This is a genomic window from Mycobacterium asiaticum, from assembly GCF_001673635.1.
Taxonomy (GTDB): Bacteria; Actinomycetota; Actinomycetes; order Mycobacteriales; family Mycobacteriaceae; genus Mycobacterium; species Mycobacterium asiaticum_C.
This window is the reverse complement of the sequence record NZ_LZMH01000027.1, coordinates 1-12,776: the sequence shown is the minus strand read 5'-3', so window position 1 is coordinate 12,776 and position 12,776 is coordinate 1. Positions and strand designations below refer to the sequence as shown.

The 12,776-nt window shown below is 65.7% G+C and carries 9 protein-coding genes; 6 read left to right on the top strand and 3 right to left on the bottom strand.

Going from position 1 to position 12,776, the window contains the following annotated elements; genetic code table 11:
* Positions 1 to 108 precede the first annotated feature (108 nt).
* The 6 genes from A5645_RS06945 to A5645_RS06920 are packed head-to-tail and all read left to right on the top strand — an operon-like array spanning position 109 to position 5,709.
* Complete coding sequence (locus tag A5645_RS06945) at positions 109 to 1,416, top strand: MCE family protein (RefSeq protein WP_065129008.1); 1,308 nt, start codon at positions 109 to 111, stop codon at positions 1,414 to 1,416.
* Positions 1,413 to 2,534: an MCE family protein gene (locus tag A5645_RS06940; protein ID WP_065129007.1), complete on the top strand. Its 1,122-nt coding sequence runs from the start codon at positions 1,413 to 1,415 to the stop codon at positions 2,532 to 2,534. The genes A5645_RS06945 and A5645_RS06940 overlap by 4 nt, the downstream gene beginning before the upstream one ends.
* A complete protein-coding gene (locus tag A5645_RS06935; RefSeq protein ID WP_065129006.1) occupies positions 2,534 to 3,997 on the top strand; it encodes an MCE family protein in 1,464 nt (487 codons plus the stop codon). Before A5645_RS06940 ends, A5645_RS06935 begins: the two co-directional genes overlap by 1 nt.
* Before the next feature lie 16 nt (positions 3,998 to 4,013).
* On the top strand, positions 4,014 to 4,625 hold the full coding sequence (locus A5645_RS06930; protein ID WP_065129005.1) for an Rv1363c family protein: 612 nt from the start codon (positions 4,014 to 4,016) through the stop codon (positions 4,623 to 4,625).
* Positions 4,622 to 5,236, top strand: a complete 615-nt coding sequence (locus A5645_RS06925) for an Rv1363c family protein (RefSeq protein ID WP_065129004.1) — start codon at positions 4,622 to 4,624, stop codon at positions 5,234 to 5,236. Before A5645_RS06930 ends, A5645_RS06925 begins: the two co-directional genes overlap by 4 nt.
* Complete coding sequence (locus A5645_RS06920; protein WP_065037596.1) at positions 5,206 to 5,709, top strand: CAP domain-containing protein; 504 nt, start codon at positions 5,206 to 5,208, stop codon at positions 5,707 to 5,709. The genes A5645_RS06925 and A5645_RS06920 overlap by 31 nt, the downstream gene beginning before the upstream one ends.
* Here the strand turns inward: A5645_RS06920 and A5645_RS06915 are convergent.
* From A5645_RS06915 to A5645_RS06905, 3 genes are all read right to left on the bottom strand, one after another.
* Complete coding sequence (locus tag A5645_RS06915; protein ID WP_065129003.1) at positions 5,706 to 7,352, bottom strand: NAD-dependent malic enzyme; 1,647 nt, start codon at positions 7,350 to 7,352, stop codon at positions 5,706 to 5,708. The genes A5645_RS06920 and A5645_RS06915 overlap by 4 nt on opposite strands.
* Positions 7,353 to 7,403: 51 nt before the next feature.
* Complete coding sequence (locus tag A5645_RS06910) at positions 7,404 to 7,667, bottom strand: hypothetical protein (RefSeq protein ID WP_231123286.1); 264 nt, start codon at positions 7,665 to 7,667, stop codon at positions 7,404 to 7,406.
* Positions 7,668 to 7,782: 115 nt separating this feature from the next.
* Positions 7,783 to 11,862: a bifunctional nitrate reductase/sulfite reductase flavoprotein subunit alpha gene (locus A5645_RS06905; protein ID WP_065129002.1), complete on the bottom strand. Its 4,080-nt coding sequence runs from the start codon at positions 11,860 to 11,862 to the stop codon at positions 7,783 to 7,785.
* Between the last annotated feature and the right edge of the window lie 914 nt (positions 11,863 to 12,776).

Sequence of the window (12,776 nt, the reverse complement as noted above, 5' to 3'; positions counted from 1 at the left end):
CGTCCCGCCCGAAGACGCGCCGGTGCCGCTGTGGTCCCAGCCGCCCTCACCCGGACCCGCGCCCGGGCCGCCCCCGGAGCCGGCGCCGGCCGGCGGAACGGGGGCGCCGTGAACATCAACCGGAGCGTCCTCCGGACCGTGGCCGCGGTCAGTCTGGTGGTGACGCTGCTCGGTGCTTCTTTCATCGTCGGGAAAAAGTTGTGGAAAGAGGTCGATAAGAACACCTATTCCGCGTACTTCCCCCACGCGAACGGCCTTTTCGCGGGCGACGAGGTTCGCATCCTCGGGGTCGGGGTCGGGACGATCGACAAGATCGAGCCGCAGCCGACCAGCACCAAAGTGACCTTCTCCGTCGATAAGCAATACCCGATCCCGGCCGACGCCCGGGCGGTGATCCTGTCGCCGTCGCTGGTGACCTCGCGAGCAATCCAACTTGTCCCCGCCTACTCCAGTGGCCCGAAACTTGCTGCTGGCGCGTCGATCCCGCTCAGCCGCACCGCGGTTCCGATCGAATGGGACGACTTCCGTCGGCAGCTGGAGAAACTGACCGAGTCGCTGCAACCCACCGGTCCGGGCGGGGTGAACTCGCTGGGCGAGTTCGTCAACTCCACCGCGGACAACCTGCGGGGTGAGGGTGACACCGCCCGCGACACAATCATCAAACTGTCCCAAGCGATCTCAGCACTCGGTGACCACGCCGACGACATCTTCAGCACGGTGCGCAACTTGCAGCTGCTGGTCTCGGCGCTGTCCTCCAGCAGCGACCTGCTGGCGTCGTTCAACCAGAACCTGGCCAGCGTGACAACGGTGCTCTCCAACACCCCCAACGAGGTCGCCAACGCGGTGCAAAGCCTGGACGGGGCACTGGCCGATCTACGCGGATTCCTCGCCGAGAACCGGGAATCCATCGGCGTCACGTTTGACCGGTTCAACTCGATCACCACCGCGCTCAACGACAGCCGCGCCGATATCAAACAGATCCTGCACGTGGTGCCGACGGTGTTCCAGAACTTTGTGAACATCTATCAGCCGGCGCAGGGCGCGATGACTGGCATCATCGCGCTCAACAACTTCGCCGACATACCCCAGTGGATCTGCAGTTCCATCGAGGCGGCCTCGCGACGCGGCCTGGACCGGGTCTCGAAACTGTGCCTGCAGTACGTCGAGCCGATCATCAAAAACCGTATTTACAACTACATTCCGGCCGGCATAAACCCGTTCGTCGGGCCGCAGGCCCGCCCCGGTGAAATCACCTACAGCGAAGACCGGCTCCGGCCCGGTCACACACCGCCCGAGGCACCCCCACCACCGGAGGCGTTGCCCGCCGAGCAGCAGCAGCCGGCACCGGCGCCGACTGTCTCGGATCCGAGCCTGGGGCTGCAGGGCCTGATGGTTCCGCAAGGGGCCGGATCATGAAGCGCGTCATCATCGCAACGCTCAGCGCTTGCTGCATCGCGGTGCTGGCGGGATGTGACTGGCACGGCCTGAACTCGCTGACCCTGCCCGGCACCTCCGGCGGGGGACCCGGCTCGTACACGATCCAGGCGCAGCTGCCCGACGTGGTGAACATCCAGGAGAACACCCGGGTCCGGGTGGACGACGTCAACATCGGCAACGTCACCAAGATCGAAGTCCAGGACTGGCACGCGCTCGTCACCATGCGGATCAACGGTGATGTCCACCTGCCGGCCAATGCGACCGCCAAGATCGGGCAGACCAGTCTGCTCGGCTCCATGCACATCGAACTCGCCCCGCCCAAGAACGAGCCGCCGGTGGGGCAGCTCAAGAGCGGGTCGGTCATCCCGCTGGCGCACGCGAGCATGTACCCGACCACCGAACAGACGCTGGCCTCGGTGTCGGTGCTGCTCAACGGCGGCGGGCTGGCTCAGCTGCAGGAGATCACTCAGTCCGTCGCCAAGGCGTTCGCCGGACGTGAGAACGACATGCGCAGTCTGCTGCACCAGCTCGACGAGTTCATCGCAGGCACGAACGACCAGACCGACGACATCATCTCTGCCGCAGAGAATCTGAACTCGTTGGCCGGTCAGTTCGCCGCCAAGGACCGGGTCGTCGACCAGGCGTTGCTGACCGTGCCCAAAGCGCTGGCCGTGCTGGCCAAGGAACGCACCGAGATCGCCGACGCGATCGATCAGCTCGGCAAGTTCAGCGCGATCGCCGCCGATACGGTCCGCCAGAGTAGGGAATCTCTGGTCAACAACCTGCGCCAGATCGCGCCGGTGCTGCGCAGGCTGGCCGACGCCGGCCCGTCACTGACCAAGGGACTGGACGGGTTGGCCACCTATCCCTGGCCGACATCGACGGTGACCAACTGGTTCCGGGGTGACTACGCCAACCTCACGATGATCGTCGATCTGACGTTGAGCCGCATCGACACCGGGATTTTCACCGGCTCGCGTTGGGAGGGCAATCTCACCCAACTCGAACTGCAATGGGGCCGCACCATCGGCATGCAGCCCAGCCCCGCCACCGCCGGCAATCCGCTGACCTACCCCTACCACTTCGAGGGGTACTGATGCTGCGCCTGAGCCGCAAAACCTGGATCCAGTTGGCGATCCTCTCGGTGGTCACCGTGGTGTCCTGTGGCGCAATGGCGTTCAACTACATGAGACTCCCCGAGACACTGTTCGGCATCGGCCAGTACAACGTCACCGTCGATCTGGCGCAGTCCGGCGGGTTGTACGAGAACTCAGTCGTCACCTATCGCGGCACCGATGTGGGCCAGGTGAAGTCGGTCAACGTCACCGCGACGGGGGTGCGTGCGGTGCTGGCCATGCGCTCGGGGGTCAAGGTGCCCTCCGACGTTCAGGCATCCGTGCACAGCCGCTCGGCAATCGGCGAGCAATTCATCGAGCTGACCCCGAAAACAGAAGAGGCGCACGGCCGCCCGCTGCGTGACGGTGACGTCATTCCCGCCGGCCGGGTCGATGTGCCGGTCGACATCGGTCGGCTACTGGACATGACGAACCGTGCGCTGCAGGCGATTCCGCGAGAGAACCTGCGCACGGTGATGGATGAGGCGAATCGGGCGGTCGGTGGACTCGGACCCGAATTGTCCCGGATCGTCGACGGATCGGCGGCGTTGGCGATTGCGGGCGGCCGCACCATCGACGCGCTCACCGCCCTGATCGACCAGTCGCCACCGGTGCTGCACTCCCAGGTCCAGACCTCGGACGCCATCGCGACGTGGGCACACCGGACCGCCGCCATCATGGCCCAATTCCAGGCCCAGGACGCGGCGCTGCGGGACTTGTTGACGCAGGGCAGTTCCGGGCTGGAAGAGGGCCGTGCCATGTTCGACCGGGTGGCGCCCGCGGTGCCCACGCTGATGGCGAACCTGGTGAGCCTGGGCGACATCGCGTTCGTCTATCGCCACGACATCGAGCAGATTCTGGTGTTGCTGCCGCACGGCATCGCCGTCATGGCGGGGTCGCTCGTGCCGAACGCCAACACCAAGCAGGACTACACCGGCTTCTACCTGGATTTCAATCTGAACATGAATCTGCCGCCGCCCTGCACCACCGGCTTCCTCCCGCCGACCCAGCGACGCTCGCCGGCCAGCGTGGACGCTCCGGACCGGCCCGCGGCCGAACTGTATTGCCGGTTGCCGCAGGACTCCGAGCTCAATGTGCGTGGCGCAAGGAACATTCCGTGCGAGACCAAGCCATGGAAGCGGGCGCCGACGGTGGAGATGTGTGAGAGCGACGAAGAGTACGTGCCGCTCAACGAGGGCTACAACTGGAAGGGCGACCCGAACGCCACGACCACCGGCCAAGGGGTGCCGCAGTATCCGCCTGGGCAGGACCCGCGACTGCCACCGCCGCGCGGCACCGCGCCACCGCCCCCGCCGGTCGCGGTGGCCACCTATGACCCGGCCAGCGGCGATTACGTCGGACCGGACGGGCACCGTTACACCGAGTACGACCTGGCGCACCCGCGTGCCAAGAACTGGCAGTCACTGCTGGTGCCGACACCGTAAGTATCGGAGGAACAATATGTCCGAACAGCCGGAAGCCCCGGTCGACGAAGTCGTCGAGGACACCGAAGCGATCTCGGAAGCAAACGAGGATGCCGATATCGATGCCCCCGACGTTGAGGACGTTGCCGATGAAGTGCCCCGGCGGCGGCTTTCGGGCGACCGGAAGGCCTTGATAGCAGCCGGACTCGTCGTTGCGGCACTGACCGGCCTGACCGGCTGGCTGGGATGGGGCGCCTACCAACAGCACCAGGCGCAGGTCAAGCGCAACTTGTTCGTCCAGGTGGCCCGGCAGGGCGCGGTGAATCTCACCACCATCGACCACACCGAGATCGAGGCCGACGTGCAGCGGATCCTGGACCTCGCCACCGGCGCATTCCGCGACGACTTCGAGCACCGGTCCAAGCCGTTCATGGAACTGGTCAAGGCCGCACAGTCGAAATCCGAAGGCACCGTTGTGGATGCCGGACTGGAATCCGAGCACGGCAACTCGGCGCAGGTGCTGGTCGCGGTGGCGGTGAAGTCGCGCACCGCGGGTGGCGAAGAGGCGCCGCGGGAATGGCGGATGCGGATCGAGGTGACGTCGGTCGGGGATGACGCCAGGATGTCCAACGTGGTGTTTGTGCCATGACCGTACTCAGCGAAACAGAAGACACCATGGTTCATGACGACGAGATCGTCGACACCGAAACCGCTGAAATCGAAGACACCGTAGCGGATTACGAAGACGACGAAGTCGAGCGACCCAGGAAGCAGATCAACTGGTCGCGGGTGTTCGCCTTTGGTGCGCTGCCCGCGCTGGCGCTGCTGCTGGCGCTGACCGCGGGATACTTCAAGTGGGTGGCGGTTTCCGGGACCGAGGCCGCGTCGGCCCGTACCGAATCGATGCGGGTCGCCAGCGAAGACGCGGTCGCGCTGTTGTCATACAGCCCCGACTCGGCGGAGAAAGATCTTGGCGCCGCGCGTGATCGGCTGACCGGCGAGTTCAAGGACTCCTACACCGAGCTGACCCGTAAGGTCGTCATCCCCGGCGCCAAGGAGAAGCGCATCTCCGCGATAGCGAAAGTCAATGCCGCCGCGTCGGTTTCGGCGTCCGCGAGCCATGCGGTGGTCCTGCTGTTCGTCAACCAAACCGTCACGATCGGGGACGGCGGCACGCCCACCGATACCCAGCCGGTGGTGCGGGTGGTCCTGGAGAAAGTCGATGGCCGATGGCTGGTCTCGCATTTCGACCCGGTGTGACGCGCCTGCTGCCTGCCGCTGTGGTCCTCACGGCAGCAGCAGCGTTGGCTATGCCTACAGCGCACGCCGACAACAAGCGCCTCAATGACGCCGTCATCTCCGGTGTCTACACCACCCAGCACCGGGCCGGCTGCACCAACGACGTCATCAGCAACAATGCGCTCACGCTTGCCGCGCAATGGCACGCCGACGACATGCTCGGCAACCGGAACATCAGCGACGACATCGGCTCTGACGGATCGACACCGCAGGATCGGGCCAGCGCCGCGGGCTTCCGGGGCAAGGTCGCCGAGACCGTCGCGATCAACCCCGCCATCGCGATCAGCAGCGTCGAGCTGTTCAACCAGTGGTACGACAACCCCGACTACCTTGCGATCATGCGCGACTGCGCGAATACGACGATGGGGGTGTGGTCGGTGAACAGCTTGGACCGCACCGTCGTGGTCGCCCTGTACGGGCAGCCGGCTCGTTAGTCGTACCTCGGGGCCCACATCGAGTCGAGGATGGCCTGCCTGACGTCGTCATGGGTTTTCGTCGCGACCCCGTCGCCGACCGCGGCGTGATAGACCGACTCGGCGACCGTCACCGAAATGTCACGCAGATTCTGCACGTCGGGCAGTAGCGAATCACCGCGTGCTACGGGATTCGCCTGTTCGGCAACCGCTTTCGCCGAAGCCAGCAGCATCGAGTGGGTGAGCCGGCGGGCGCCGGCGACGATGATGCCCAGGCCGATCCCGGGGAACACCAGCACATTGTTGGCCTGACCTACGGTGTAGGTGGTGCCGTCGTACTCGACGGGAGCGACCGGGCTGCCCGTCGCCACCAGCGCCGCGCCCTTGGACCACTGAATCAGGTCGCCCGGTATCGCCTCCATGCGCGACGTCGGGTTGGACAGCGGGAAGATCATCGGCCGCGCACAACGTGCCGTCGTCGCCTCGACCACCTCACGGGTGAAGGCGCCCGGTACCGCCGAGCAGCCGAGCAGCACGGTGGGAGACGCCAGCTCGATCGCCTCGAGTAGCCCGACATGCTGGCCGGCGGACACCCCGAGGCTTTTGCGGTTCTTGGCGTACGGGACCTGGAAGTCGCGCAGGTCGTCCATGTCGTCGAACAACAGTCCCTGCCGGTCGATCGGCCAGATCTGGGCGGTGGCCTGCTCGACCGTGGTGCCGTCGGCGACCATCGCGTCGCGGATCTGGTCGGCGACCCCGAGCCCGGCGGTGCCCGCGCCGAACACGACGATCCGCTGCTCGCGCAGTGGGACACCGCTGGCCTTGGCACCGCCATAGACCGCGCCCAGGACCACCGCGCCGGTGCCCTGCATGTCATCGTTGAACACCAGGTAGTCCTCGCCGTAGGTCTGCAGGATCTTGCGCGCGTTGGTCGGTCCGAAGTCTTCGAAATGCAAAATCGCGTGCGGGAACAGCCGATGCGCCGTCTCGATGTACGCCCGGACGAACTCGTCGTACTCCGGGCCGCGGCGCCGCGGGTGCCGGTTTCCCAGGTAGAACGGGTCCTGCAGCAGCTGCTCGTTGTCGGTCCCGACGTCCAGCGAGACCGAGATGCAGCGCCGCGGGTCGATGCCGCCCCCGGCGGTGTAGAGCGCCAACTTGCCGACCGTGATCTGAATGCCACCGACACCCCAGTCGCCGATGCCCAGGATCGCTTCGGCGTCGGTGCACACGATCAGGTCGATGTCGTCGGGACCCTGCCCCAGCGTCTCGAAGGCCTCGGCGATCTCGTCGGGCGCATCGATGCTCAGAAACAGGCCGCGCTGCCCGCGGTATTCGTCGGAGAACCGCTGGATGGCCTCGCCGACGGTAGGGGTGTACACGACCGGCATCAGTTCGGGCAGATGGTCGGTCAGCACTTTGAAGTAGAGCAGTTCGTGCCGGTAGTGCAGCTGCTCGAGCAGCAGGTTGCGGCCCAGATCGGTGGCCATGCTCTGCAGCTGATGCCACACCCGGTCGGCCTGCTGTTCGAGGGTGAGCACCGCGGCGGGCAGCCTGCCCGTCAGCCCGAGTTGCCGCCGTTGTTCGTGGGTGAAGCCCACCCCGCGATTGAGACTGGGCGTGGACAGTGCCGCCGGGAACCGTGGCACGCAGGCATCGCTCATCGCCAACTCCGTCCGTGACCGGGGATGTCAGGTCACGGTAGCGCCCGATACCTAGCTGGTGGAGACGGACCGATCCGCTTCTTCGCAGGCGCACGCCTGGGCGACGTCACGGGCGCGGCGACGCAACAATGTCCCGCGCCGCAGCATCTGGAACTGAGCCATCACCTTGTCGCGCTGATTCTGCGAGAACGCCAGGTCGAGGTTGACCGGCAATCCCGCCCAATCGACCTGGTCAGTGCCGTTCTTCGAGCGGCAGTGCAGGGGACAGGCGGTGTTGATCACGGTTCCGTTGGAACCCTCTAAGTCCCGAGCCACGTGTACGACCCTCCCTAGAGCCCGCAGATCTCTTGGGTGAATGGTGCGACTCCAATGTTTCAGCGACTGGTGCCTGACGTTTCCGTCAAATTACGGATTTACCCAGAAGCTATCGTTAATACACGTCGCGGTGGTAGCGCTTGTCGGCGCCCAGGGACTGCACGAAGGCCCGCGCCGCGTCGGCGTCGAGTTTGCCGTGTTCGGCCGCGATGTCGCAGATCGCTTGGTCGACATCCTTGGCCATCGGGTCCGCGGTGCCGCACACATAAAGCTGCGCGCCGTCTTGCAGCCAGCGCCAGAGTTCGGCACCGCGCTTGCGCATCAGGTGCTGGACATACACCTTCTCTTGCTGGTCCCGGGAGAACGCCAGGTCCAGTTCGGTGAGCAGGCCGTCGTTGTGCATGGCCTGGATCTCGTCGCGGTAGTAGAAGTCGGTCGCGGCGTGCTGCTCGCCGAAGAACAGCCAGTTGGGACCGGTGTGGCCGAGGGCGCGTCGTTCCTGCAGGAAGCCGCGGAACGGGGCGATGCCGGTGCCCGGACCGACCATGATCATCGGGGTCCGCGGATCGCTGGGCGGCCGGAAATTCTTCGAAGTCCTTACATAGACCGCGATTTGGTCGCTCGGGTTGCGGTCCGCGAGGTAGGTGGAGCACACTCCGCGGCGGGCGACGCCGCGGAAGTTGTAGCGCACCGGCGAGACGGTCAGGTGGATCTCGCCCGGGTGCTCCTTGGGGCTGGACGAGATCGAGTAGAGCCGCGGCTGCAACGGCTTGAGCACGGTCAGCCACTCGTCCACCGACGCGGCCACCGGCGCCTGTACCAGTAGGTCGACCGACTGCCGACCCCACGCCCAATCCGCAAGCGCCGCTTTGTTTTCCGGTCGCATCAACTCGGTAAGTTGCCTGGCAGCGTCCGCGTCGACGGTGCGTTCGCGGACGAACTGCAGCAGGTCGGGGGACAGGTGGGCAATCTCGAAACGGTCAGTTAGCGCGGCGCGCAACGACATTGAGCCGTGGTCGGCGACCTCGACTTCGGTGTGGCCGTCCAAGCCGGTGACGGCCAGCCATTCCGCGACGAACTCCTCGTTGTTGTGCGGCCACACTCCGAGCGCGTCGCCGGCCTGGTAGGTGACCGTGTCCGCGGGGACATCGAACACGAGCTGCCGGACGTCCTTGGCCGACCGCGGGCGGCTGAGCGTGGTATTGCGGATGACGTCGGTGACCAGGGGGCGTTTCTTGGAATATTTCTTCGGCGCACAGATCCGCTGCGGTGCCATCGGAGTTTGCTGCGTCAGCGCGCGCAGGACGCCGTCCAGCCACCCGGCGGCGGCCTCGTCGTAATCAGGTTCACAGTCGACGCGCGCGGTGATGCGGGTCGCACCGAGTTCTTGTAGCCGGGCGTCCAGCTTGCGTCCGTGGGCGCAGAAGTCGTTGTAGTTCGAGTCGCCGAGGGCGAGCACCGCGTAGCGGGTGTCGGGCAATTTCGGCGCCTCATTGGCGGTCAGCGCCCGCCACAGTGCGGCGCCGTTGTCCGGCGGGTCGCCGTCGCCGGTGGTGCTGGTGATCAGCAGCAGGTCACGGGTGTCTCTGAGTGCGGTGACCGGGAAATCGTCCATGCCGTGCAGCGTGGCGGTCAGGCCGGTGTCCTGGAGGCGTGCGGCGATGTCGGTGGCGAGTTCCTCGGCGTTGCCGGTCTGGGACGCCCACAGCACCACGATCGGTGTCTTGTCGGACGGGCGGCTCTCGGCGGGCGCCGGCGTGCGAGACAGCATCCCCGCCAGCACGCCGTCCAGCCAGAGCCGGGTGCGGGTGTCAAACGGAGCGTTGAGCGGCACGGTGGGCTGCCCGGTCATTGGCCGCCCGGCCTCGAACCGCAGGCCGGCCAAAAGGCCGGCCAGGTAGGCGCGGCCGTCGGCGTCAATTTCGGGGATTGGTTCGGCGGCGACACCGAGGAACTCGGCAATGGCGTCGATCTGGGCCAGACTGACCTCGGGGGCCTGGTGGGTTGTGTCGCCGGGGTCGGTTCGTTCGGCCGTGGTGACCTTTGTCAGGGTGACCGCGCAGGCCTTGTATTCGGGTTGACGGGACACCGGGTCGACGGCGTCGCTGGTGACGGCGTTGATTGAAAGGTATTCACCGAACACGTCATTCCAGTGGAATGGGGCGAAGCAGTCGCCGGGCCGCACCCGATCCGTGACCACGGCGGGCAGCACGGCGCGCCCGCGCCGCGAGGCGATCTCCACTCGGTCGCCCTCGCAAACCTGCAGGCGGGCGGCATCTTCGGGGTGAATCTCGACGAACGGGCCAGGGTTCAGCTTGTTGAGTTTGGCGACCTTGCCGGTCTTGGTCATCGTGTGCCATTGATGTGGCAGCCGGCCGGTGTTGAGCAGGAACGGGTAATCGGCGTCCGGCATCTCTTCCGGCAGCAGGTGCGGCCGCGCGTAGAACACCGCCCGACCGTCCGGAGTCGGGAAGGCGAGCCGCGGGATCTGGCCGTCGTCGCGAACGAGTCGGCCGTCATTGAGATAGCGGATCGGATTGCGGTCGGGTGCCCCGGGCGGGCACGGCCACTGCACCGGGGTTTGGCGGAGTCGCCCGTAGCTGATGCCACGAAGGTCGTAACCGGTTTGGGGGTTCCAGAACCGCTTGATCTCCTCGAACACCTCCTCGGCGGAGGCGTAGCTGAATGAGTCGGAATATCCCATGGCGCAGGCCATCCGGGCAATGATCTGCCAGTCCGGTAAGGCTTGACCGGGCGCTGCGACTGCTGCCTGCGACAGGGTGAGATTGCGTTCTGAGTTGACCATCACGCCATCGGATTCCGTCCACAACGCGGCCGGCAACAACACGTCGGCGTACTCGTTGGTCTCGGTCTCCAGGTAGGCGTCCTGGGTGATCACCAGTTCGGCCTTCTCCAGCCCAGCCAGCACTGTCTTGCGATTGGCAACGGTGGCAACGGGATTGCTGCAGATGATCCAGCAGGCCTTGATCTCGCCCTCGGCCATGCGGGAGAACATGTCTATCACGCCGTCGCTGACGTCGGTGCGTAGCGATCCGCGCGGGATGGCCCACTGGTCCTCGACGAACTCGCGGTCTTCGGCGCTGGTGACTGAGCGCTGACCCGGCAGACCCGGTCCCATGTAACCCATTTCGCGGCCGCCCATGGCGTTGGGCTGCCCGGTGAGGGAGAAGGGGCCGCTGCCTGGTTTGCAGATGGCGCCGGTGGCTAGGTGGAGGTTGCAGATCGCGTTGGTGTTCCAGGTGCCGTGGGTGCTTTGGTTGAGACCCATCGTCCAGGCGGTGATCCAATTTTCGGCGGTGCCGATCCAGCGCGCCGCGGTGCGGATGTCTTCGGCTGGGATGCCGGTGATTTCGCTGACTCGCTCCGGGGTGAACTGCTCGAGGAAACTCGGCATCTCCTCCCAGCCGGAAGTGAATTCAGCGATGAATTCGGGATCGGTGTGTCCGTTTTCGACGATCAGGTGCAGTAATCCGTTGAGGAGTGCTAAGTCCGTGCCGGGAGCGATCTGCATGAACAGGTCGGCTTTGGCGGCGGTAGCGGTGCGCCGCGGGTCGACGACGATCAGTTTCGCGCCGGCCTTGACCCGTTCCATCATGCGCAGGAACAGGATTGGGTGGCAGTCGGCCATGTTGGCGCCGATGACGAAGAAGACGTCGGCCTGTTCGAAGTCCTGGTAGGAGCCGGGAGGTCCGTCGGCGCCCAGGGAGAGTTTGTATCCAGAGCTGGCGCCGGCCATGCAGAGTCGCGAGTTCGATTCGATCTGGTTGGTGCCGAAGAAGCCCTTGGTCAGCTTGTTGGCGAGGTACTGGGCTTCCAGGGACATCTGTCCGGAGACGTAGACCGCGACGGCATCCGGTCTGTGCTCATCGATGATGGCACGTAATCGCTTGGCGGAATTGGTGATCGCGTCGTCGACATCGACCGGTTCGAGGGGCTGACCGCGTTCGGTCCGGAAATAGGCTTGGACTGCGCGGCCCGGGGCGTTCAGAAAGTCTGCCGTGGTAGCACCTTTGGTGCACAGGCGGCCGAAGTTGGCCGGATGGTCGCTCTGCCCAATCGATTTCGCGATGTGACGGCGACCGCTTTCGGGATCCGTTGTGATCTGCAACACCATGCCGCAGCCGACACCGCAGTACGCGCACATTGTGCGCACGGCGTCCCTGTCGGACTGCATGGGGTTGACGTCCTTTCCCGGTGGCGCGCTGCGGTATGGGCAAATCCTGCGGCAACGATGTTTCGGCACGGCACGTTCCAGGTTTCCGCGGTTTTACAGAGTTCTCGCAGTGGCTTGGCGAGGGGTGTGCGTCCTGGGAAAAGCGCTGGAAACCGGCGCGTACATCCCGGTCGTCGTCGACCGGCGATCTGCGGCCAGGTTACCCACGGCGGGGGGCGCTTCACGCCGTATACCTGCGGTTTTAACTAGATCGGGGGGACATTCACAGTCTTCGTCAAGGCGCGTTCAGGGTTGGAGTCTTCGGAAAGCGTTGCGCACGAGGGAGTTTGTTGGGGCTTGTGCTTGGGGTCATATTTGTCACACCAGCCTCTGCCAGGTAGCACCACTCTTTGTGCCCGGCTTGCAGCGACATTGTCGTTGAGACGGGATGACGGTCGCTTGCGTGGAAGCGGGTTTGGCTTGCCTTGCGCTGCTCGCCCCATTTGTCACACCAGCCTCTGCCAGGTAGCACCACTCTTTGTGCCCGGCTTGCAGCGACATTGTCGTCGAGACGAGATGGCGGACGCTGTAGACGAGATGGCGGGCGTTGAGACGAGATGGCGGGCGCTTGCGTGGAAGCGGGTTCGGCTTGCCTTGCGCTGCTCGACCCACGCGCCCGAGCGAGGCCGCGCCCATGCCGTCGGCCTCGGCCCACGCGCCTTGGGCCGTCACCCGCTCCGGCCCCACCCGTTGCCAGCTCCCCGCGTTGAGCCGTCGTCTGCGCTGGCCCGGCCCACACCGCACGCCCCAGCGCCGACAATGTCGCTCCAAGCCGGGCACAGATCACGGTGCTCCCGGAAGCCCCCGCCGGCACTGGGCTGCGAACCCGCCCCAGCGCCGACAATGTCGCTGCAAGCCGGGCGCAGATCACAGTG